Origin of the sequence: Aeromonas sp. FDAARGOS 1410, from assembly GCF_019048745.1 — a bacterium.
Lineage (GTDB): Bacteria > Pseudomonadota > Gammaproteobacteria > Enterobacterales > Aeromonadaceae > Aeromonas > Aeromonas jandaei.
Genome location: NZ_CP077401.1, coordinates 4,023,827 through 4,045,303, shown reverse-complemented (window position 1 = coordinate 4,045,303; position 21,477 = coordinate 4,023,827). Strand labels below are relative to the sequence as shown.

The 21,477-nt window shown below is 57.5% G+C and carries 27 protein-coding genes; 10 read left to right on the top strand and 17 right to left on the bottom strand.

Annotation, left to right across the window (positions count from 1 at the left end; genetic code table 11):
• Window positions 1–12: 12 nt before the first annotated feature.
• Together I6L40_RS18805 and I6L40_RS18800 are read right to left on the bottom strand one after the other, a co-directional pair.
• Complete coding sequence (locus I6L40_RS18805; RefSeq protein ID WP_239693843.1) at window positions 13–282, bottom strand: FlxA-like family protein; 270 nt, start codon at window positions 280–282, stop codon at window positions 13–15.
• A gap of 181 nt (window positions 283–463) precedes the next feature.
• Entirely contained in the window at window positions 464–1,204 is a 741-nt protein-coding gene (locus I6L40_RS18800; RefSeq protein WP_071914696.1) for an ABC transporter substrate-binding protein, read from the bottom strand.
• Window positions 1,205–1,398: 194 nt separating this feature from the next.
• On the opposite strand from I6L40_RS18800, the gene I6L40_RS18795 reads away from it, so the two are divergent.
• Complete coding sequence (locus I6L40_RS18795; RefSeq protein WP_033114597.1) at window positions 1,399–1,830, top strand: universal stress protein; 432 nt, start codon at window positions 1,399–1,401, stop codon at window positions 1,828–1,830.
• 67 nt (window positions 1,831–1,897) lie between these two features.
• Here I6L40_RS18795 and I6L40_RS18790 read toward each other — a convergent pair whose 3' ends face one another.
• From I6L40_RS18790 to crp, 4 genes are all read right to left on the bottom strand, one after another.
• Window positions 1,898–2,533 carry a murein L,D-transpeptidase catalytic domain family protein gene (locus I6L40_RS18790; protein ID WP_033114598.1) on the bottom strand — a complete coding sequence of 212 codons (636 nt, stop codon included), beginning with the start codon at window positions 2,531–2,533 and terminating at the stop codon, window positions 1,898–1,900.
• Window positions 2,534–2,709: 176 nt separating this feature from the next.
• Window positions 2,710–3,822 (bottom strand): porin, encoded by a 1,113-nt coding sequence (locus tag I6L40_RS18785; protein WP_041210524.1) that lies wholly within the window; start codon window positions 3,820–3,822, stop codon window positions 2,710–2,712.
• Between the two features lie 327 nt (window positions 3,823–4,149).
• Window positions 4,150–4,950 carry a putative RNA methyltransferase gene (locus I6L40_RS18780; protein WP_071914650.1) on the bottom strand — a complete coding sequence of 267 codons (801 nt, stop codon included), beginning with the start codon at window positions 4,948–4,950 and terminating at the stop codon, window positions 4,150–4,152.
• Between the two features lie 108 nt (window positions 4,951–5,058).
• Window positions 5,059–5,697, bottom strand: a complete 639-nt coding sequence (gene crp / locus I6L40_RS18775) for a cAMP-activated global transcriptional regulator CRP (RefSeq protein ID WP_005335304.1) — start codon at window positions 5,695–5,697, stop codon at window positions 5,059–5,061.
• Window positions 5,698–6,030: 333 nt separating this feature from the next.
• On the opposite strand from crp, the gene I6L40_RS18770 reads away from it, so the two are divergent.
• Window positions 6,031–6,435, top strand: coding sequence for an OsmC family protein (locus I6L40_RS18770; protein ID WP_033114601.1), 405 nt, complete (start codon window positions 6,031–6,033; stop codon window positions 6,433–6,435).
• Window positions 6,436–6,484: 49 nt separating this feature from the next.
• The gene (locus I6L40_RS18765; protein WP_033114602.1) at window positions 6,485–6,781 is read left to right on the top strand and encodes an MliC family protein; all 297 of its coding nucleotides are present in this window, start codon (window positions 6,485–6,487) and stop codon (window positions 6,779–6,781) included.
• Window positions 6,782–6,869: 88 nt separating this feature from the next.
• Here I6L40_RS18765 and I6L40_RS18760 read toward each other — a convergent pair whose 3' ends face one another.
• Genes I6L40_RS18760 through I6L40_RS18750 form a run of 3 tightly spaced genes read right to left on the bottom strand, consistent with a single transcriptional unit; the run spans window position 6,870 to window position 8,566 of the window.
• Window positions 6,870–7,403: a DUF4136 domain-containing protein gene (locus I6L40_RS18760; RefSeq protein WP_071914647.1), complete on the bottom strand. Its 534-nt coding sequence runs from the start codon at window positions 7,401–7,403 to the stop codon at window positions 6,870–6,872.
• 16 nt (window positions 7,404–7,419) lie between these two features.
• Complete coding sequence (locus tag I6L40_RS18755) at window positions 7,420–8,289, bottom strand: phosphoribulokinase (protein ID WP_041210528.1); 870 nt, start codon at window positions 8,287–8,289, stop codon at window positions 7,420–7,422.
• A gap of 52 nt (window positions 8,290–8,341) precedes the next feature.
• Complete coding sequence (locus I6L40_RS18750; protein ID WP_041210529.1) at window positions 8,342–8,566, bottom strand: YheU family protein; 225 nt, start codon at window positions 8,564–8,566, stop codon at window positions 8,342–8,344.
• Between the two features lie 97 nt (window positions 8,567–8,663).
• Here I6L40_RS18750 and I6L40_RS21090 point away from each other — a divergent pair, with 97 nt between their 5' ends.
• Both I6L40_RS21090 and I6L40_RS18745 read left to right on the top strand, forming a co-directional pair.
• Complete coding sequence (locus tag I6L40_RS21090) at window positions 8,664–9,137, top strand: hypothetical protein (protein ID WP_254204057.1); 474 nt, start codon at window positions 8,664–8,666, stop codon at window positions 9,135–9,137.
• A complete protein-coding gene (locus I6L40_RS18745) occupies window positions 9,023–9,814 on the top strand; it encodes a membrane-associated sensor domain-containing protein (RefSeq protein WP_254204110.1) in 792 nt (263 codons plus the stop codon). The genes I6L40_RS21090 and I6L40_RS18745 overlap by 115 nt, the downstream gene beginning before the upstream one ends.
• Here the strand turns inward: I6L40_RS18745 and I6L40_RS18740 are convergent.
• From I6L40_RS18740 to I6L40_RS18730, 3 genes are all read right to left on the bottom strand, one after another.
• Window positions 9,793–10,779, bottom strand: coding sequence for a hydrolase (locus tag I6L40_RS18740; protein ID WP_216994700.1), 987 nt, complete (start codon window positions 10,777–10,779; stop codon window positions 9,793–9,795). The genes I6L40_RS18745 and I6L40_RS18740 overlap by 22 nt on opposite strands.
• A 68-nt stretch (window positions 10,780–10,847) precedes the next feature.
• Complete coding sequence (locus I6L40_RS18735; protein ID WP_041210532.1) at window positions 10,848–11,747, bottom strand: chemotaxis protein; 900 nt, start codon at window positions 11,745–11,747, stop codon at window positions 10,848–10,850.
• Between the two features lie 158 nt (window positions 11,748–11,905).
• The gene (locus I6L40_RS18730) at window positions 11,906–12,556 is read right to left on the bottom strand and encodes a hypothetical protein (protein WP_216994699.1); all 651 of its coding nucleotides are present in this window, start codon (window positions 12,554–12,556) and stop codon (window positions 11,906–11,908) included.
• Window positions 12,557–12,595: 39 nt separating this feature from the next.
• On the opposite strand from I6L40_RS18730, the gene I6L40_RS18725 reads away from it, so the two are divergent.
• Both I6L40_RS18725 and slyD read left to right on the top strand, forming a co-directional pair.
• Window positions 12,596–12,799 carry a YheV family putative zinc ribbon protein gene (locus I6L40_RS18725; protein WP_033114610.1) on the top strand — a complete coding sequence of 68 codons (204 nt, stop codon included), beginning with the start codon at window positions 12,596–12,598 and terminating at the stop codon, window positions 12,797–12,799.
• A 143-nt stretch (window positions 12,800–12,942) separates the two neighbouring features.
• Window positions 12,943–13,620 (top strand): peptidylprolyl isomerase, encoded by a 678-nt coding sequence (slyD, locus tag I6L40_RS18720; protein ID WP_216994698.1) that lies wholly within the window; start codon window positions 12,943–12,945, stop codon window positions 13,618–13,620.
• Window positions 13,621–13,702: 82 nt separating this feature from the next.
• Here slyD and I6L40_RS18715 read toward each other — a convergent pair whose 3' ends face one another.
• Both I6L40_RS18715 and I6L40_RS18710 read right to left on the bottom strand, forming a co-directional pair.
• Window positions 13,703–13,918 (bottom strand): SlyX family protein, encoded by a 216-nt coding sequence (locus I6L40_RS18715; RefSeq protein ID WP_033114612.1) that lies wholly within the window; start codon window positions 13,916–13,918, stop codon window positions 13,703–13,705.
• A 14-nt stretch (window positions 13,919–13,932) separates the two neighbouring features.
• Window positions 13,933–14,901, bottom strand: coding sequence for a WD40 repeat domain-containing protein (locus I6L40_RS18710; protein WP_216994697.1), 969 nt, complete (start codon window positions 14,899–14,901; stop codon window positions 13,933–13,935).
• Between the two features lie 118 nt (window positions 14,902–15,019).
• Here I6L40_RS18710 and fkpA point away from each other — a divergent pair, with 118 nt between their 5' ends.
• Together fkpA and I6L40_RS18700 are read left to right on the top strand one after the other, a co-directional pair.
• A complete protein-coding gene (gene fkpA / locus I6L40_RS18705) occupies window positions 15,020–15,814 on the top strand; it encodes an FKBP-type peptidyl-prolyl cis-trans isomerase (RefSeq protein ID WP_033114614.1) in 795 nt (264 codons plus the stop codon).
• A gap of 150 nt (window positions 15,815–15,964) precedes the next feature.
• A complete protein-coding gene (locus I6L40_RS18700; protein WP_071914637.1) occupies window positions 15,965–17,371 on the top strand; it encodes a sigma-54 dependent transcriptional regulator in 1,407 nt (468 codons plus the stop codon).
• Between the two features lie 56 nt (window positions 17,372–17,427).
• Here the strand turns inward: I6L40_RS18700 and I6L40_RS18695 are convergent, their stop codons facing one another.
• From I6L40_RS18695 to I6L40_RS18685, 3 genes are all read right to left on the bottom strand, one after another.
• Window positions 17,428–18,297 carry a tetratricopeptide repeat protein gene (locus I6L40_RS18695; RefSeq protein ID WP_071914635.1) on the bottom strand — a complete coding sequence of 290 codons (870 nt, stop codon included), beginning with the start codon at window positions 18,295–18,297 and terminating at the stop codon, window positions 17,428–17,430.
• Between the two features lie 113 nt (window positions 18,298–18,410).
• Window positions 18,411–18,746, bottom strand: coding sequence for a hypothetical protein (locus tag I6L40_RS18690; protein WP_042030818.1), 336 nt, complete (start codon window positions 18,744–18,746; stop codon window positions 18,411–18,413).
• 155 nt (window positions 18,747–18,901) lie between these two features.
• Complete coding sequence (locus I6L40_RS18685; protein WP_071914633.1) at window positions 18,902–19,246, bottom strand: DUF2956 domain-containing protein; 345 nt, start codon at window positions 19,244–19,246, stop codon at window positions 18,902–18,904.
• Between the two features lie 259 nt (window positions 19,247–19,505).
• Between I6L40_RS18685 and ushA the strand changes: the two genes are divergently transcribed.
• A complete protein-coding gene (gene ushA / locus I6L40_RS18680; protein ID WP_071914631.1) occupies window positions 19,506–21,230 on the top strand; it encodes a bifunctional UDP-sugar hydrolase/5'-nucleotidase UshA in 1,725 nt (574 codons plus the stop codon).
• Window positions 21,231–21,477 lie beyond the last annotated feature (247 nt).

Here is a 21,477-nt window from a genome sequence, read left to right as displayed (position 1 = left end):
GGCTGTAGCTGGCTAAACCTTGATGGTAAAGGTGCTGTTCAGTGGCAGAGTGGTGCGATCGGTTGCCGCAGGTGTCCCTTGCTCTTGGGGGGCAGGCTCGTCTCCTTTGGCTTTATCAGCCTGCAGGCGAGCAATTTCAACCATGATCATTGCCAGTTGTTGCTGCAGAACCTTTATCTGGTCTTGCCGCAATTTGGCGGACTCTTTGTCATTCGGGGCATTTTCATCAGGCTTGAGAAGCGAATTGATCTGTTTTTGAATCTTGGCGGCCTTTGCTTGCAGCTGTGCGATTTTTCCTTGAGGTTCACCTGATTTATCGCTGCCAGCAGCCGGATCTGCACGGCCTAAGGAGGCATGTATATCTGCATGTTTTTACTCTTTTTTATAGATAAGCACCTCCCTCTATCGGCCAACATGCTGAAGACTTGACCATGACGTTTATATAGTTATATCTGTCATTACCTTATTTCCCTGCCTTCGCTTCCTGCTCCTTGATAAAGCCCTGGTAATAGTCGTAAAGCTGATGGCGCCGATAGATATTGGCCAGCTTGCCGCTGCGGATCAGATTGACCATCTCCCTATCCCAAAGCTGCTGCAGTGCTTCCCCTCGCTCGCTGTCGCTAAAAACAGGATAGGTGGGGATCCAGCGTAAAAAGATGCGGCTCATGCTGGTGGGGGGCGGATTGGCGACGTGCAGCACACCGACGGTCATGTAATAGCGATAGCGCTCCTTCTCGAGCAGCAGGAGGGCTATCTCGTAGCTGTCCACTTCATGCCAGTTCATGGGTACTGATATGTATTTGTCCAGTGCCCATCCCCGCTGCCATAACACCTGCTGGCCAGCCAGACTCTGCTCCCCCTGCCATTTGGGCTGCCACTGCTTGAGCATGATGACAGAGAGATCGTCAGCTGAATCTGGGTATTCCGGCATACGCACATCGCCCAGTTCATGTTGATAGACCCCCAGTGCCATGTCCCCCTTGTTGCGGGTCACCATGGCGAGGGCCCGCTTGTAGGGAACAATATGGGGGACGATGGTGTAACCATGGGGTTGATAGATGCTGTTGACCAAATCGAGGTAGAACCCTTGTCCATCGGTTTGACAGAAACCGGGCCAGTTGTCGCAATAGACGTGGAGTGATTCTGCGCGGCAGAAGAGAGATGCGCAGAGATAACAGACCAACAGACAACCGATACGCAGTATGGTCACAATCGGCCTCTCGAGGGCAGCTAAAAAGGGGAAGTTAATACCTTATTTTACACCATGCTCTCTCCGGGAGGCGCGGTAACCATCCCTTTGAATGCTCGTTTTGCGACAGGGTCGAGAGTTATTTACAGTCGGGTTGATATGATCTCGTTGAGATTCAATAGCACCCCAATCAGTAGAGGAGACTGCTTATGCCATCGATCAAGACACTGCTTTGTCCCGTCGACTTTTCTCAAATGTCCAAAGCGGTTCTCGACTATGCAGTATTCATGGCGCAAAGCCATGACGCCCGGTTAAAGCTGGTTCACGTCGTCGATCAACTGCATGGTTTTGACAGCTACAAGATCCTGCACATGACTGCTGTCGAGATTACTCACGAGATGGAGCGTCAGGCCAGAACCCAGCTTAAGGAGCTGGTGGCTACCTTGCCGATTCCCGCCACGTTTGACATCCGTTTTGGCCGCGCGGCCGATGAGATTGTCATTCAGGCCAATGATGATGAGGCGGATCTCATCGTGATGGGGAGCCATGGTCGCTCCGGCATCAGCCACCTGCTGGTGGGCAGTGTTGCCGAATCTGTGGTACGTCATGCCCCTTGCCCGGTGCTGGTCGTTCGCCAATAAAACGAGCTGTACGGTTATTTAAAAACAAGTGTTCAAGGAAAGGGTCAGCGATTGCTGGCCCTCTTCTTTATCCGTGAGCGTAGATCACGCTCCCCCCCTTGATGGTATCTATGATGGCTCTGGCCTGCTCCTGGGGAAGGGCAGGGCAACCCCAGCTTCTGCCCAGCTTGTCATATTTGAGCAGATGGCGCGGGCTGGCATAGTCTGCTCCGTGCACCACGATGGCTCGCTTGCGGGCATTGCTGTTCAGACCCGGAGTCAGACCATCCAGCCGCAGCGAGTAGCCATGCTTGCCAAGATAGGTTTCGGCGGTGCGATAGACACCGAGAGAGCTTTTCATCGAGTTGGGTTGGTTGGAGAACTGATGGGCGGCCAGTTCGCCAGAGTTGCGACCGTGGCTGACCCAGGTGTAGTAGAGCAGTTTGTAGCGTTTCATATCGATGACCAGCAGCCGGCGCAGAGTAGATGGTTTGCTGTAATCGATGATGGTCAGAATGGATTTGTTTTTATGGCGCACGCTCTGGTAGCTATTGAGCGCTTTGCGAAAGGTTTGCTGATCGAGTTTGCCGGCGAGGCCGAGCTGACGGTAGAGGCTCTTGTCCCAGCTTGCCTGCGCGGGGGCGGTAAAACCGAGACTTCCCAACAGCAGCGACAGTATCAACCACATCTGCCACCAGATCTTGTTCCAGAACAGTCGTTTCATCCGTGAATGTCCTTCTGTGCACCTTTTTTGTATGCAGATAGCGGCACTTGGCAACTCTCCGCTCGATAGTTATATGCAAGGTGCTGAAAAGGCGCAATAAAAAACCGGCCGCAAGCGGCCGGAAGAAATTCAAACAGTGGACATTGATTTCACAGGTATAACTGACTTCTAAAAACTTAGAAGTTGTACTGCAGGGCTACAGCAACAACGTCATCGGTGTTCTGACCCAGGGAGTTGACGGACTTGCCATCTACGGAATCCAGCAGGTTCAGTTTGTAGTCGATGTAAGCGTTGAAGTTGTCGGTGAAGTTGTACCAGGCACCGATAGATACGTACTCGGTGTAGGTATCATCGATACCGTGAGCGCCATCTTTCACGTCAGTGCGCAGGTAGGCCAGAGAAGGCTTGAACTTGCCGATGGTGTACTGGGCAACGGCTTCGTAACCATCCATCTTCTCGGCGTAGCCGTTCTTGACGAACAGGTGATCTTCACCGTGGGAGTAGGTAGCGGCCAGGTAGAGGTTATCAGCAGCGTACTTGGCACCAAAGCCCATCAGCTTGGCATCTTTCTCGCCACCGAAGGCAGCGTATTTAGCCTGCTCGTCGGTCTTGCCTGCCTGGTTGTATACGGCACCCAGGCTCAGACCCATGTTGAAGTCATAGTTGGCGGAGAAGGCAAAGCCCTCTTTGGAACCGGTGCTATTCCAGTTGGTGCCAGCAACATACGGGTTGTTACCGTTGAAGGATTGGTTGATTTCGCTGCGGCCGGAGTTCTGCGGATCGTTGTTACCGGTGAACTGGGCGCCCAGGGTCAGACCCTGATAGGTGTAGATGTACTGGGCCAGGCCATTGGTACGACCGGTACCGAATACTTCGGTATTTTTACCCAGGCCGTCACCGCCCCACTCGGGCAGTACGTCGGTGTAGTTGTTAACGGCTTTGGTGAACAGGCCATCCTGACGACCGTAGCTGAAGGCACCGAAGCGGTCGTGCTTGATACCGGCGTAGGCATAACGCAGTTCATCGTTGTCAGAACCGGAAGTCGGCAGGTTGTATTCGGCAAAACCGAACGCTTTCATTTCCGGAGCAATTTTGGTTTCGCCTGCAACGTGCAGACGGAAATAGCTCTGGTCACCTTCGGCGCTGTTGTTGTCAGTGCCATAGTAAGCACCTTGAGCGCGGCCGCCGATGTCCAGCTTGGTGTCGTTCTGGTTGTACACAGTAGCAGCATGGGCACCGCTCGCCAGCAGCAGGCTGGAGATGGCCATAGTCAGTGCAGACTTCTTCATATGCTTATTCCTCTGATGTAAACACTTCCGAACCTGTATTCGGTTCTGTTAAATCGGAAATGGTCCGATAGCCACACGGTAGGCGCCCTAACCTTGACTGGCGCTGAATCTATCTGTGTTTAATTGGCGCCATAAGGAGATGAATATGTTGAGTGTGTCAGGTTTGTACAGTTTAAAAGTCTAGTTAATTCAGATTGTTAGTTTTTTAATCTGACTTTGGCTGGGGGGAGGGCAAAGGGGAGAGCAATGATTGAGCGTGTGAACCAAATCACGTTTTGATGTTCAAAGGGGGTCGGCGAGAGCAGGGAGCCTGCTCTCGCACTGTGATCAGAGCGGTTTTTGCCACAGGGTCAGCAGCAGATCCTGTTCCAGTTCGTCTGGGCCCTGATGGGTGAACGCGTGGCGCTGCTCACCCGTGGCCCGCCAGCCGAGGCGGCTGGTTTCCAGAATAAAGCTGCGCAGTCCCTGATCGAGAGTCTGGGAGAATTGAGCGCGTTGCTGCGCAATCTTGGTCAGGCCTGCGAGGGCCGGCCAGCTGAGCGGGTGTTCCATGCTGATCGGGTTGAGGCTGACTCTGAGTTGCCACTGATGGCGGGGGCCCGGCTGCAGATAGAGCAGATAGCCGCCCGGTGCCAGCCAGTTGACCAGCTGCTCTGTTTTGATCTTGAGGTCGTTGACCAGCAGCAAGTCAGCGGAGTTTGGCATAAGCGGGGCTTTGGCTGGATCGGCAATGACGAAACTGCCGTCAGGCTGCGCCTTGGTGGCGGCAAAGATGGCATTCTTGGCGATATCGACGCCGGCAAACTGCCAGCCCGGCAGGCGTTCGGCCAGCGCGCGGCAGTAGTAGCCCTCGCCACAGCCCAGATGGATCAGTTCGCGCGGCTCGAGGGGGGTGAGCAGGCTGGCCATTGCTTCGACGAGCGGCATTTGGTGGCCCTGTTCGAGAAAGTGACGCTTGGCGCGCATCAACGCCCGGCTGTCGCTGTCCTTGGGGTTTTTCTTGCCGGGGATGAGATCCAGATAGCCTTCCGGGGCGGGATCAAAGTGGTGCTTGTTGTCGCAGTAGCGACCTTTGGAGGCTTCATGCAGATGAAGCTGGCTGCGGCAACGGGGACAGTGAAGGTGCATAGCGATTCTCTTGGCGAAAGCTGGAACGGGCGTTCGGGATTATAGGGGAGGTGATCAAAAAAGGCTGCCGTAGCAGCCTTTTGGAGCCAGTGGTCCGGGACCAGTGGATCAGCGGGTACCGAATACCACAATGGTTTTACCGTGGGCAGAGATGAGCTCCTGCTCTTCCAGCATTTTGAGGATGCGGCCAACGGTTTCACGGGAGCAGCCGACGATCTGGCCGATCTCCTGACGGGTGATCTTGATCTGCATGCCATCCGGGTGGGTCATGGCATCCGGTTGTTTGGCCAGGTTCAGCAGGGTCTGGGCAATCCGGCCGGTTACATCCAGGAAGGCGAGGTTACCCACTTTCTGGCTGGTGTGCTGCAGGCGCTTGGCCATCTGGCCGGAGAGGCGCATCAGGATATCCGGGTTGACCTGGATCAGCTGACGGAACTTCTTGTAGGAGATCTCGGCAACTTCGCAGGAGCCCTTGGCGCGTACCCAGGCAGAGCGCTCGGGATTTTCGTTCTCTTCGAACATACCCATCTCGCCGAGGAAATCCCCCTGGTTGAGATAGGAGAGGATCATCTCTTTGCCCTCGTCGTCCTTGATCAGCACGGCAACCGTGCCCTTGACGATGTAGTAGAGGGTTTCCGCTTTTTCACCCGCGTGGATCAGGGTGCTCTTGGCGGGGTACTTATGAATGTGGCAGTGCGACAAGAACCATTCCAGGGTGGGATCGCTTTGCGGTTTGCCAATAACCATGAGAATTCCTCTGTAGTGTCTTTTTATGGACTCGAGCGTCCAGGCAAGCAGCCAACTCTTGCCATTCCTTGTATTAGTCGCAGTAGGATAAGAGCCTTTGTCTGTGCTGACAAGGCTTTGCGCCCTTTTGAATAGAGCCCTTTGAGTAATGCCTGCTGCGCCGCTTCAGCCATTCTAGGGAAGATAGGGGGGGGAGATGTTGATTTTGATCTATTAACCTCCCAATCATCTTGCCCCTGTGGTTACCCGGTCGGGTGAAGAGATGCCGAAGCCGTGATGGCTGGGGTATGCTAGGAGCATCATAAGCACAGGCTTAACCAAAGAGGATGCGAGATGAAAGCCAAGGTCAGCTGGGTTGAAGGGATGAAGTTTGTCGGGGAGAGCGAATCAGGGCACAAGGTGATCCTGGATGGCGCCAACCCGGGCGAGGGGGCCAGCCCGCTGGAGATGGTGTTGCTGGCCGTGGGTGGTTGCAGCTCCATCGACGTGGTATCCATTCTGGAGAAGGCGCGTCAGGTCGTGACGGCTTGCCATGTTGAACTCGACGGTGAGCGGGTTGACAGCGTGCCCCGGGTCTTTGAAAAGATTAATCTCCATTTTGTGGTGACCGGCAAGGGGCTGGCAGAAAAGCAGGTCGCCAGAGCGGTCGAGTTGTCGATGGAGAAATATTGTTCTGTTTCCCTGATGTTGGAAAAAGCGGTACAAATTACCCATAGTTATCAAATCCTTGAGGCTTGATAACCGAAGCGTTGTTCCATCGATAACGCCATGACATAAGGAAAGTGCAATGAAAAAAATGATCGCTCTGCTTCCCCTGTTGGGTCTGGCTGCGTGCACCAGCCCGCAACCCACCAAGTATCAGTACAGTCAGTACCAGTGCGGGGAAGAGCTGTTGGCCATTACCTATGATGCTCAGGCTGACATGGTGCAGTTCCCCTATGCCGGGGTCTATCACAAGCTGGGCCGTGTCGAATCGGATAACGGTGCCAAATATTCCGACGGCGTGACCACCTTCTGGAATCAGGACAAACAGGCACTGCTGACTCAGAAAGGGGTGACCCTGCTCACCTGCAAGCTGAAGTAATCCCGGCGCGTGCCAACAAAAAGAGCGGCTTGTCATCTGACAAGCCGCTCTTTTTATTCAAATCATCAGCAAGAAACTGATGAGGACGTCAGTGGGTGGGGACTGGCGCCAGCAGTTTGGCCGCGAGCTGCTGGCTGAGAGCCTGGCGCTGGTTATCGGCAATGGCTGCATCGCTGGCCAGCGAGATGACGCTGCTCCAGACGGCTTTCTGGGTTTTGCGGTCGAGCAACACAATGGCCAGGGTGCCCTTGCGCTGATCCGGTGCAGCCTGCACCCCAGGGGTCATACCCAGGCGGGCAAAAATCTGGCCATCGCTGATATCCTTGTCACCCGCCACACCGATAGCGACCCAGAGATCCGCTTCATCAAGAGGAACGCTCTGCCACCCCTTGCCATTTAGTTCTTTACTGACCGCATTCTGGATGGGTTCGAGCCACCCTTCGGCCTGATCGCCGGCAAACTGATACTGTTCCGCCAGGGCGTAGCGCGGAGTGGCGCCGAAGGTCCAGTCACCGAGCGAGCGAGCCACCATGGTTCCGGGTTCAAACGTTGGTGCTGACGGCCCGCTGCTGCAGCCACCCAGCAGGGCGAACAGCACCACAGAGAGAGAGGCAAAGCGCATCATAAGCTCCTTTGTATCAGGTGATTTTGCCCGTTTCGAGCAGTTGCTGGATCAGCGGCTTGAGGATCAGCTCCATCGCAAAGCCCATTTTGCCACCCGGAACCACGATTGTGTTCATCCGCGACATGAATGAGCCGTCGATCATCGAAAGCAGGTAGGGGAAATCTACCTGTTTGATGCCGCGAAACCGGATCACCAGCATACTCTCGTCCAGGCTCGGGATCACCTTGGCGCTGAAAGGGTTGGAGGTATCCACCGTCGGAACCCGCTGGAAGTTGATGTGGGTGCGGGAAAACTGCGGGGTGATGAAGTTGATGTAGTCATCCATCGAACGAACGATGGAGTCGGTTACCGCCTCACGGGAGTGGCCCCGCTCCGAGGTGTCGCGAATGAGCTTCTGGATCCACTCCAGGTTGACGATGGGCACCACGCCGATGAGAAAGTCCACGTGGCGAGCCACATTGTGATCTTCGGTGACCACACCGCCGTGCAACCCCTCATAGAAGAGCAGATCGGTATCGTTCGGCAGATGCTGCCAGGGGGTGAAGGTGCCGGGCATCTGGTTGAAAGGCACCGCTTCATCAAAGCTGTGCAGATAGCGACGGTACTGGCCGGTGCCATCCTGGCCATAGCCCTGAAAGAAACTCTCCAGTAGCCCGAAATCATTGGCCTCGGGGCCGAAATAGCTGATGTGGCGCCCCTGTTCACGGGCCTTGCGGATCGCCACGTCCATCTCGGGGCGGGTGTAGCGGTGAAAACTGTCGCCCTCGACCACTGCCGCCTGGTAACCAAGCTGATGAAACATGGAGCGAAAGGCGATGGTGGAGGTGGAGGTGCCGGCACCGGATGAACCGGTGACGGCAATAATGGGGTGCTTGGCCGACATAGAATTCTCTCTTCCTTGGAAATTCCGTTATAAAGGCTGGCTTCGGGTTCGGTCAAGCTGACTCGTCAAAGCGATCTTTGGGCACAATATTGACCGACTCGTGCAGCTCGCTGTAGACGATCACCGCCTTGCCTTGCTGTAATTGGCTGCGCACTTCCTCAACCTTGGTACCCAGTGATACATCCTGTTCGCCATACTCGGTTCCTTCCTGCAGTACGAAATGTTCGATCAGGTTGGTCAGGGTGTCGGCATCCAACTCTTGCCAGGGAATTATCATGAAGGGATCTCGATGCAAAAAGATATAACCACCGAGCTATTGTTGTGTTGAATTGCGCGAGTGCAACCAATTTCTACTTTTTTCGCCGGAGTCCGAGATGTTGTCTGAAGAGCAGCGCAGTGCGCCGTTAACCCTGGCGGATCATCTGAATCAGGCGCGCCGGCAGGCCATTGGTCGCGGCATGGTGTGGTTCTGGCTGCTGAACTGGCTGGTGGTGCTGTTTCTGGCGATTCGCTATGAGGTTTACAGTCAGGCAGGCCTTGCCAGTGATCACATGCTGCCATGGAGTTTTCAGAGTGAGTTGGCCCTGGTGATGGTGGCATTGTTGTTGCTGCCTGTTATCAGCCTGTTTTGTGACCATCTGCAGGATCGTACCTGGTTACGGATAGCTGCGCTGGTGATGGTGGTCTGGGGGGGATCTGGACCCTGTATATCTACACCCTTGGCCAGGTTGAGCTGCGTGGCGGCCTCAGTTATGCCCATGGGATCATGCGGCTCAACCTGCTGGCGGCACTCATCGCGTTTTATCCCGATCGCAAGGTGTTTTACGGCTATCTCTTGGGGCCGCTGACTGCTGGCGTGGGAATCGAGCTTTTTTTAAAGGTCGATTTTCCCCAGATCTATCTGCTTGGCGTGCTGTTCGGCATTATTGCACTGGAGGTGGGACGACGAATGCTCAACCGCTGGTTCGAGCTGGCGATTGTGCGTGAGCACGAGAATCTGGCCCTGTTGCGCCGTCTGGACCGATTGGCCAAACAGGATCCCCTGACCGGCGTTGCCAACCGGCGTCACTTCAATGTTGAGCTGGAGCGGGGGCTCACTCATAGCGGAGAGAGCGGCATGCCTCTCTCGCTCATTCTTATCGACGTGGACTACTTCAAGCGTTTCAACGACCGCTATGGTCATCAGGCCGGGGATATATGTCTCAAGGAGGTGGCAACTGCGCTCACCCATTCGGTTCGTAATCCGTCAGATTTGGTTGCCCGTTATGGCGGTGAGGAGTTTGTCCTGTTGCTGCCGGATGCGGATCAGCAGGGGGCTCGTGAGGTGGCGCGGCGGCTGCAGGACGGGATGGCCAGCCTGCAGCTGGAGCATCAGGCGTCCGATGTCGCCTCCTGGGTGACGGTGAGCCAGGGGATTGCCACACTGCTGCCCGGTGAAAGTGCAAGCCAGCTGCTGGAGCGGGCTGATCAGGCGCTCTATCGGGCCAAGGAGTCGGGGCGTAATCAGTTCTGTGTCGCGGCCTGACTCTGTTCGGCGATCCAGCGGCTGATCCGCTCGTCCAGCCAGAAGCGGGGACGCCACGGAGTGCCGTGCAGGAAGCCGACATGACCGCCACGGCGGCTCAATTCATAGCGCACATGGGGCGAGAGCTGCTCGGGGCGCGGGATGACGGCATCGGACATAAAGGGATCGTCGGCGGCGTGCAGGATCAGGGTGGGGATGGGGATCTGGCCCAGCAGTGGTAGCCCCGAGCAGCTCTGGTAGTAGTGGCTGGCGCTGTGAAAACCGTGCAGCGGCGCGGTTACCAGCTCGTCAAAGTCACGCAGAGTGGCTATTTCTTGCACTTGCTTCGGTTGCCAGCGCTCGCCCGCTTTTTGCTGCTGACTGATCTTGTTCAACAGGTTGCGGCGCATGGTGCGCAGCAGGTAGTTCTGATAGACCTTGGAAAATCCCTGATTGACCCGCTCGGCACAGCTGGCCAGTTGCAGCGGGGCCGAGACCACCACTGCCGCCTTCAGCGCCGCAGGGCAGGCGCGTGCCAGCAGATTGACCAGCATATTGCCCCCCAGAGAAAAGCCGATGGCGATCAATGGCTTGTCCGGAAAACGCCGGCTCAGCTCGGCAATGACCTCCTGGGCATCGTCGATGGCGCCGGAGTGATAAGCCTGCAGATGGCGGTTTGGTTCGCCACTGCAGCCACGAAAGTGCATCAGCACAGCCGCCATCCCCTGTTGTTGCAGATGGCCAAACAGCCCCTTGGCGTAGTGGGAGTGGATGCTTCCCTCCAGGCCATGAAATACCACCACCAGCGGCTGCGTATCAGCCGTGATCTCGCCGCTCCATGCGAGATCGACAAAATCCCCGTCAGTCAGTTCGAAGCGCTCGGCCACAAATCGGGCCGGAGTCCGGCGCAGCCATTTGGGCAGAATGGTTTGCAGGTGGGGATTGCGAGCCCACCATGGGGCGTGGAAGTGGCTTTCTGTGAGCATGGCGATGATCCGCTACGGCGATAGATAAGATGACAAACCGGCGAGCAGGGCTGCCCGCCGGATGGGGATCAGACCAGCAGTTTGTCGTGGTGCTCGGCACCGCGCAGCATGGCCTGGATCAGCTCGTTGGCCTCAAATTTGGTCAGCGCCTCGTGGGCGCCCACCTGATGGGCACGTTCGACACTGATTTCGCTCGAGAGAGAGGTGTGCAGAATGATGTAGGCGCCGGCCAGCTTGCTGTCGCTTTGCACCTCGAAGGCGAGCTCGTAGCCATCGAGCCCCGGCATCTCGATATCGCTCACCAGAATGTCGATCGGTGTTTTCTGGCTTGCCCGCTCCTGCATCAGGGCCAGTGCATCCTTGCCGTTGGTGCTCACCTCATAGGGGATATTGATGTAGTCGAGCGCCGCCATCAGCTGACGACGGGCGACGGAGGAGTCATCTACCAGCAGGATCCGCATCGGCTTGATCCGTTCGCGCTGCACATCGGTCAGCACCGGATAGAGGTGGCTCGGGTCATCGGGGTAAACCCGCGACAGGATGAGTTCGACGTCCAGCAGCTGGATCAGCTGATCGTTGACCCGGGTTACCCCGGTCACAAAGACGTTGTGACCCAGCGAAGCGGGAGGGGGCTCGATATCGCGCCAGTTGCACTCGGTGATCTTGTCGATACCGCGCACTAGAAAACCGACCAGAGTGCGGCGGCAATCGGTGATGATGATAAAGCAGTGCGGCATCTCCTCCTTGCTGATGGGGCGATAGCCCACCGCCATCGCCATGTCGATCACCGGAATGGTAGAACCGCGCATGTTGGCTGCCCCCAGCACGGTGGGGTGAGAGTGGGGCATGGCCGTCAGCTGGGTATAGGGCACTATCTCCTTCACCTTGAGAGTGCCGATGGCAAAAGATTGCTTGGCAGAGAGATGAAACAGCAACATGCCCTGTGATTGATTGGCTTTGCTCGTCATGGCAGGTGTCCTGTTGGTCGAAACTGTGGCTGTCATTTCTGGCCTCTAGCATAAAGGATTGCGGGGGCGATGGCCCCTTTGTTAACGGCCATCTGGCAAAAAGCTGGACTCAATCAGCCAAGATTTTAGCTCATTGGCTCCGGACGGCCCTATTCCCCCTAATCTTGTACCACTCCCCAGCGCTGGCAGGCAGCTTGCAGTGTGGCCTCATCGCCATAACCCAGTTTGTTGGCGACCTGAACGGCTTTGCTGCCACCCTTGAGCAGTCTGAGTGCCTGCAGCAGTTGCCACTGTTGTTGCAACTCTTCCCCTGCCAGCGGTACATCGCCACGTTGCTGCCACTCAGCCAAGGCTTGTGCGTCGCCGCGGGCCAAAGCCTGCCAGCATTGCTGCAGCGCTTCATTATCTTGTGGCTGGATGGAGCACTGCTGCAACTCATCGAGGATCACCTGCAGGCGGTGGCCATAGGCCCCTTGCCACGCTTGCGGTCGTTGCCACAGGGCAAGGGAGTCGAGCAGAGCATTGAGCAGGGGCGTGGCTTGCAGCCAGCCTGCCTGCTGCGGCTGGGTCACGCGCAAAGAGACGTTCAGCTGATCGTAATCACAACCGCTGAGCGGGCTGAAGGCGGCCAGTGCATCGGCACAGAGCCAGAAGCAACTGCCAGCCGGCAGCAGGAGTTCATGCTGACCAAGTCTCAGCAGTGCCGCGCCCCGGGTGATCCGCAGCAGTTGTCCGACCGGCGTGCGTTTGCGGTTGCCAGCCTGCAGGCCGTGACAGGAAAAATGGTGATACTCGATGGCGTGATGCATGTAAAAACCCTGATATGATGCTGCCTGGAGGTAACAAATATGGAAACCAGACGTAAAAAACGCTTCATTGCCGGTGCAGTTTGCCCAGCGTGCGGCAAATTGGACAACATGATGCTGTATATGGAGCATGGAGTCGAGAAGGTGACCTGCGTCGCGTGCGGTGATACCCAGGTGCAGACGCCGGAAGAGGTGGAGCGGGTAACCCGTGAAGCCGAAGAGGTGATCGGCGTATTTCGTCCCTGATAGCCCTGAAGAGTGCAGGGCGTTGTTGCCCAAACTGGTGGCATCGCCGATTTTTTCATCGCCCGCTGACGGGGCATGGCATATGCGCGGCCCGCTTTTTAGGTTATTCTGGGCCCGTTTTTTTCTATCCGCAGGATCCTGACATGAAAGTAGCTCCTCTGAGCGTGGTTACGCTGGAATACACAGTCACCGACGAGCACGGTGAAGTCATCGACAGCACTGTCGGCAAAGAGCCGCTGGTCTATCTGCACGGCACCCGTTATCTGGTTTCCGGCCTCGAAGCCGAGCTGGAAGGTCGTGCGGTAGGTGAAGCCTTCGAAGTGACCCTGACCCCGAGCCAGGCCTACGGCGAATACGACGAGTCTCTGGTGCAGGAAGTGCCGGGCGAGCTGTTCGACGGCATGGAAGTCTCCGAAGGGGATACTTTCGTGGCTGAAACCGACGACGGTCATCGTCCGGTGACTGTAGTTGAAGTGTCTGAAGAGTTCGTCAAGGTAGATGGCAACCATCCGCTGGCTGGCGTGACCCTGGGCTTCAAGGTCGAGATCAAGGACGTGCGCGCTGCCACTGCCGAAGAGCTGGCTCACGGCCACGTGCACGGTGCTGGCGGTTGCGGTCACGACCATGGTCATGACCACGATCACGGCCATGGCGGTTGCTGCGGTGGTCACGGCCACGGTCACGACCACGACGAAGAGCACGCTCACGGCGGTTGCTGTGGCGGTGCCGGTCACAGCCACGATCATGACCACGGCGACGACCATGGTCATGGCGGCTGCTGCGGTGGTGGCGGTTGTGGTGGCAAGGGCCATCACCACTGATCACGGCCACGCCGATGATAAAAAACCCGCGATTTATCGCGGGTTTTTTATTGGACAACATTTGCCGGGCAGACAGCGCTCATCAGTAGTGAGGAGGCGGGGTCTCTTCGGCCATGCTGGCGATCTGGCTCGGTTGCACGCTCTTGAGCTTGTCGATCAGCAGCTGGATCTGGTGCTTGAGCCGGTCGAGCTCGCGCCCCTGGGTAGTGACCTCGTCGTTGAGCAGCTCTATGGTGTACTCCGCATAGGCGAGACGGGTTTCCAGGGTTTCGATGCGTTCGTTTAAATGCTGACTCATGGGCCTGCGGGTCCTTACTTGATGGTCCAGATTTCGGCCAGGCCACTGGAGCTGGCGCTGACAAGGTGACTATTGTCGCGCAAAGCCACGCCGTAGACCACTGCACTGGGGGGTTTTACCTTGGGATGGGGAGAAACCAGCCAGCTTTGCAACAGGGCACCATCGTTCACCTGCCACAGCGAGAGCTGACGGGAGGGGGCGCCGGTGATGAGCCATTTGCCGTCATTGGCGAAGCGGGCGCTGGTGTAGACCTCGAACCTGTGTCCGAATTGCAGCTGGCTCACCTCTTTACCGGTTTTCAGATCCCAGATGCTGCCCCGGCTGCTGTCGGCGGTGAAGGCGTAGCGACCGTTCGGCTCCAGGCGTGCCATTACCACCCGGCCGCCATGGTTGAAGCGCCAGACCACCTGACCGCTGCGGGTATCCCACAGATAGGCGCTGTAGTCGTTGCCGCCGGTCAGGGCGTAGCGGCCGTTGGCGGAGAGATCCACCGTATTGATCTGCTCGGTGTGACCGAGAAACTGCAAGCGCCGTCCGGTTTGGGTGTCGACCCACTCCGCTTTGCCATCTTCACGTCCGATCAGCACATTGCGTCCATCTGCCGAGAGGGCAATGTCCCTCAGCCTGGATTCAGGAAGCGAGTAGTAGCCTTGCGCTTGGCCGTTCTGGAGCTGCCAGATGGCAAAGGTGGTGGCTGTGGCGGTCACGGCGTGACTATCCCCTTGCGCAAAACGGACGATGGAGACCAGATCATCGGGTGAGTCGGATTGTTTCCAGCGCCAGCGCTGGCGGTTCTGCTCCAGATCCCAGACCACGACCCCCTGGCCGAGGCTGGAGACGATGGCCTGCTTGCCGTCACTGGCCAGATCGGCGGCCAGCAGACCCGAGCTGGCGAGGGAAAGTTGCCGGTCTGGTCGGGCACTCTGCTCGCAGCCGGTGAGCATGAGGCAGAGCCCTAGCAGATAAATGGCACTTTTTATCATTTTTGATGTCTCACGCTTTTGTTACCTGCAATCACGGCGTTAGTATAAGGCGCTTATCACGATAAACCTCTCATTTCACGATGGAACCGAGAGCGGTATTTGGAGTTTGGAGAAACTGATGAACAAATTTCTGAAGGTGTCCCTGTTGGCTGCGGCGGTTGCCGTAGGTCTGACTGCTTGCCAAAAAGACGAGAAGCCGGCTGCCAATAGCGCCGAGGTGAAGGCAGAGGCCAGCAAACCGGCAGCGTCTACCAAGGCGCAGAGCTTTGAAGAGCAATCCGGTTACGCCATCGGCCTCTCCATGGGTCGCTACATTGCCAACACCCTGGAGCGCCAGCAGGAGCTGGGTATCAAGCTGGACAACGCCGTCATCCTGAAAGGGGTCACCGATGGTCTGGGCAAAGAAGCCAAGATGACCGACGAAGAGATCCAGAAAGTACTGCAGCAGTACGACGCCAAGATCAACGAGCTGACCAAGGCCAAAGCCGAGAAAGATGCCGTTGAGAATCTGAAGAAAGGTGAAGAGTTCCTGGCTGCCAACGCCAAGAAAGAGGGCGTGAAGAGCACCGAATCCGGCCTGCAGTATCAGGTCGAGAAGATGGGCACTGGCGCCAAGCCGAAAGCGACCGACATCGTCAAGGTTCACTACACCGGTACTCTGACCGATGGCACCAAGTTCGACAGCTCCGTTGACCGTGGCGAGCCGGCAACCTTCCCGCTCAACCAGGTTATCCCGGGCTGGACCGAAGGCGTGCAGCTGATGCCGGTTGGCTCCAAGTTCAAGTTCTTCCTGCCGTCCAAGCTGGCCTACGGCGAGCACGGTGCTGGCTCCATCCCGGCTAACGCCGTGCTGGTGTTTGACGTCGAACTGCTGGCTATCGAGAAGCCGGCTGCAGAAGACGCCAAGAAGTAATTTCTTTGTATCGATGAAAACGGCTCCTTAAGGAGCCGTTTTTACTTGTGCATCCTCTCGTTTCGCGGGATAAACTGAGAGCATTGCGCATGGGATATCAGCGGTAGCGCTAAAAATAAAGAACAAAATCAATTAACAAGGATCAATCCTGTGGCTGAGAACGCACCCCGTGTCCTGTTGGTGGAAGATACCCGGAGTCTGGCTGTAGTTTATGAGCAGTACCTGCGCCAGGATGGCTATGAGGTGGTGCTGGCCGATTGCGGACAGCAGGCGCTGGAGGTATTGCTGACGAGCCCCCCTCCGGTGGTGCTGCTTGACCTTGAGTTGCCCGACATGTCGGGCATGGAGATCCTGCAACAGATCACCGAACAGCAGCTCCCCTGCGCCGTGGTGGTGATCACCGCCCACGGCTCGGTGGATGTGGCGGTGGAGGCGATGCGTCTCGGTGCCTTCGATTTTCTGACCAAGCCGTTTGACAGTAAGCGGCTCTGCGCCACAGCCCGCAATGCCTTGAAACACCAGCAGTTGAGCTCGCTGGTTGCCCACTATCGCGAGAACTTCGAGCGGCAATCCTTCTTCGGTTTTATCGGTGCCTCCATGGCGATGCAGGCGGTTTATCGCATCATCGAGAGCGCGGCGCCGAGCAAGGCGACCGTCTTTATCACCGGCGAGAGCGGTACCGGCAAGGAGGTGTGTGCCGAGGCGATCCACCAGTGCAGCCCGCGCCGCGAGCAGCCCTTTATCGCCCTCAACTGCGCCGCCATTCCCCACGATCTGATGGAGAGCGAGATCTTCGGCCATGTGAAGGGCTCCTTCACCGGAGCCCAGGGCGATCGCAAAGGGGCAGCCAGTCTGGCGGATGGTGGCACCCTGTTTCTCGACGAGATCTGCGAGATGGATCTCGACCTGCAGAGCAAGCTGCTGCGTTTTATTCAGACCGGTACCCTGCAGCGGGTCGGCAGCGGCAAACTGGAGACCGTGGATGTGCGTTTTATCTGCGCCACCAACCGAGATCCACTGCTGGAAGTGAAGGCGGGCCGTTTTCGCGAGGATCTCTACTACCGGCTCCACGTCATCCCCCTCTATCTGCCGCCGCTCAGGGAGCGGGGCGAAGATATTCTGCTGCTGGCCCGCAGCCTGCTGCAGAATTATGCGAAAGAGGAGAACAGGCGCTTTCGCGACTTCGATGCCGCCGCGGCGCGGGTGCTGCTCGACTACCCTTGGCCCGGCAACGTGCGCGAACTGCAAAACGTGGTGCGCAATATCGTCGTGCTCAATGACAAGGAGCTGGTCAGCCCGGATATCCTGCCGCCGCCCCTCAACGGCGTGCGGGCTCTGGCTGTTGCAACGACAGCTGCCCAGCAACCCGCAGCGACAGCCACCACTCCCGCAGTTGGCGGGCCGATCAGGCCGCTCTGGCTGGTGGAAAAAGAGGTGATAGAGCAGGCCATTGCCAGCTGTGACGGCAATATTCCCAAGGCGGCGGCGCTGCTGGAGATCAGCCCCTCCACCATCTATCGCAAGAAGCAGGGGTGGGAAGAGGCCAATCTGGCCTGAACCAGCTTGCCAAAAGAGAAGGGCGGCCAGAGAGCCGCCCATATCTTTTGAGTCGTTCAGAGTTTGGCTAGGCGTTTGAGCCGGGTCAGCCGTTCCGCTTCATGGCTCTTGCTCCAGCTATCGCGCGAGAGCAGAAACCAGGCGCGGGCAAAGTATTCGGCCGCCGCCGGATCATCCAGCGCCAGCGCATTCTCCCCCAGCTCCTCGAACAGATCTCCATCTTCCGCAGCGCCGGCGTCGCTCATATCTGCTTTAAGCTGGGTCAGTTCTGCCATCGCTTGTTGATGCAGACCCATGGCCCGGCTCAGGCGGGCCAGACTCCAGCGGGCGATAAAAGCCTTGCCCTGCTCCTGATGCGCTTCATGCCAGCTCAGACACTTCTGTTGCAGCGCTTTTGCCTCGTCAAATCGCCCCAGCTCGAACAGGGTCCAGCCCAGATTATGGTAAATGGCAGGTAGCCAGCTGCGCACCCGCTCATCCGGGCTGCGCTCGGCCAGCTCCATCCCCAACTGATGCCAGCGGCTCTGCTCTGGCGGCGGCACCGTCATGGCCACCATCTGGGCGGCATCGATGGCGAGATAGAGCTCCTTGCTCTTGAGTCCCTGTTGCCAGGCCTGCTCAAACTGCGCTTTGGCCTGACTCTGATCGCCAGCGGCATGGAACAGGCGGCCCCGCTCGATATGCAACCTGACTCGGGCTCTGGGGGTAGCCCCGGTGAGGCGCTTCTCTACGTCATCAAGGGTCTGTCTGGCTTGCTCTGGCTGGTGTTGCAGGGCGTGGGTGCGGGCAATCTGAGTCAGCAGCTCCAGCTCGAGCTGCAAATCTTGGTCGGCGCGCGCTGTGGGCAACAGGGCATCGAAGCGCTGGGCAGTGGCGACGGGATCCTGATAGTCCCATAGCGCCATGAAATCGGGCGGATTCTCCATCTGGCCTCCTGGCTGGCGATCCTTGCACCAAGATGCCTGCAGGTTATTGATTGCACAAGGGGCGCTCGTCACAGAGCGCCCCTTGAGTCATGTCAGCGTCATCGGCCAGCCGGTCAGTAGACCATGGCCAGGCTCATCAGCATCAGACCGAGGGCGGCAAAGGCTCCCTCCTTGATGGCCAGACGTGGCACCAGTGCCTTGGGCAGGCCCGGAAACAGGCTCAGGGCAAAGCCAAGGCCCGGCATCAGCCAGTGGAAGGCGGGATTGCGCAGGGCGGGGTCGGCGGCGCCATTGATGATGATCAGCAGAATAAAGAGGGTAAAGGCGGGCAGAATAAACCAGCGCACTGTGCCGGCGGCAACGGCCCGCAGCGGCGAGATGCGATAGAGCAGCATGGTCACCAGAAAGAGCACAAAGGGGGCCAGCAGGTAGAGCGGAGCGGGGTTCATAACGAATTTCCTGAAAACAGATGACCAGACAGTCTGGGTTGGCAACAGCGTAGGTAGGGGCAAACAGAGGCGGGATTTAATCAGCCTTCAATTAGCCTGACCAGCCTGATGGCCCTGCTCTGTGAAGCGGATCCCGGACAAAGGTTTGCCAGCTTTTAGCGCAGCCACAACCAGACGGCGACAAAGCCGAGCCAGCTGGCGGCCAGCAGGGCCCATGGCAGCGGATGGTGGCGAGTGACCTCGATGACCTCAAGGGCTTCATCCTGTTCGTCGTCTTGCTGCGCTTGCTGGCTCTGTTTCGCTTTGGTCTGCAGCTTCTTCTGGCGACTGGCTTCGCGAGCCCGCACCTTCATCTGCTTTTTATACTCGTCGATCCCTTTCTGGATCCCCTGAGCGATAAGTTGGGTCTGCTCCTTGGTCTGCCCCGGCTTCTGGTTGGCGCGGGCAATTTTCATCGCCTCCTGCTGGGTCTCGGGGGAAATCTTGTCGTACTTGGCCATCAACACACTCCTCGGACATGGGGGAGGGAGTATGCCACAAAACAGCGTTTCGTGGCGCTTGGCACGGCATGGCCGCAAATGAGAAACGTCTCAATAAAAACATTTAAAAATCAGTCGAGAAGCGGATGTTGGGCCAGTGATCACAATTAACAGAATTTGTGAGTCATCGATGAAAAATGGCCACTGGTTGTTTGTTATATTTGCGCCCGACCTGCTGGATAGGGTCGCTAAATAACAAAACAATCAAGGTGATATGGAAATGAATAATAAATTTATCAAAGGCGGCGTGGCCCTGGCCGTGTTTGCTGCACTGACTGGCTGTAATACCTCAAAAAACGACAGCGTGGCACCCTGCACCGAAAATGTCTGCAAACTGACCATTCTGCACACCAACGATACCCACGGCCGTTTCTGGAACAACGCGGAAAACGAATATGGCATGGCGGCCCAGAAGACGCTGGTCGAGCGGCTGCGTAGCGAGGCCAAGGCGGCTGGCAGCGATGTGCTGGTGCTCTCCGGCGGTGACGTGAATACCGGGGTACCCGAGTCGGATCTGCAGGATGCCGAACCCGATTTCATGGCGATGAACAGCATCCGCTACGACGCCATGGCGGTGGGCAACCACGAATTTGACAACCCCCTCAGCGTGATCGAGAAGCAGCGTCAGTGGGCCAAGTTCCCCATGCTCTCCGCCAACATCTATGACAAGGCGAGTGGCAAGCACTACTTCGACCCCTACAAGGTGTTCAAGCTGGAGAGCGGTCTCAAGGTCGCCGTACTGGGCCTTACCACCGAGGATACCGCCCAACTGGTGGATCCCAACAACGTGAAAACTCTGGAGTTTCGCGATCCGACCACGGAAGCTGCCGCACTGGGCAAGCAGATCCGTGACAAGAAGGAGGCCAATCTGGTCTTCGCCATCACCCACATGGGCCACTATGCCGATGGCCAGCACGGCAGCAACGCGCCGGGCGATGTGGAGATGGCTCGCAAGCTGCCGGTTGGCACCCTGGATGCCATTATTGGCGGCCACTCCCAGAATCCGGTCTGTATGGAGCCGGGTACCGCCAACAAGTACGCCAACTTCAAGCCGGGTGATACCTGTCTGCCGGATCAGCAGAATGGCACCTGGATCATGCAGGCCCATGAGTGGGGCAAATATGTGGGTCGTGCCCAGTTTGACTACCAGAATGGCAAGCTGACCCTGACCAGCTATGAGCTGATCCCGGTCAACCTCATCAAGCGCAACGCCAAGGGCGAGGCGATCGATGCCAACGGTGCTGTGACCAAAGACACCAGCAAGATGCAGTTCGTGCAGGACGAGATCGTGAAGGATCCCGAGCTCTACAATACCCTGCTCGCCTATCAGGAGAAGGGCCAGCAGGAGCTCAGCGTGGTGATCGGTTCCACCGATGGGCTGCTGGTTGGCGATCGCAACTCGGTGCGCAACAAGCAGACCAACCTTGGTCGCCTGATCACGACGGCGACCACCGGCAAGCTGGGCGTTGACTTCGGTATCGTCAACTCGGGTGGTGTGCGTGACAGCATCCCGGCTGGCGACATTACCTATCGCAGCGTGCTGCTGGTGCACCCCTTTGGCAACACGGTCAACAAGGCGGTGATGAAGGGAAGCGAGCTGGCGACCTATCTGGGTCAGGTTGCTACCAAAACCCGCAACACCGGTGGTTACGCCCAGTTTGGCGGCATCAATATGGCGGTGGATTGCCAGGCCAAGAGCGTGAATATCACCAGCATCGGTGGCAAGGCGTTTGACCCGGCCGCCACTTACAGCTTCGCCATCCCGAGCTTCAGTGCCTCCGGTGGCGATGGTTATCCGAAGATCGATACCATCAACGCCGGCCTGGTCGATGCTGCCGTGCTGAAGGAGTACATCGAGGTCAAGAAGACCATCAACGTTGCTGACTATCAGCCGGCCAACGAGGTGAGCTATCTGAACTCTACTTCTGCAGAAGGGTGTAACTAAGCAACCTTGCATAGCCATCACAGGAGCCGTACTTGGCGGCGCCATTCAAACAGATCCCCGGGCCTTGCCCGGGGATTTTTTTATCTTGTGACGATGACTGGTGCCGCTTGTGCTGTTGCTGTCCGGCGCTTGGTATTCCGGCGATAAGCCGCTTTGCCATTGATCTTCAAACTCATGTTCGATGCTTTCCCTTCAGAAACCTCTTGGCGAGATCGGCCATGTTCTTTTGAAGGGCCGCTGGCAGCGC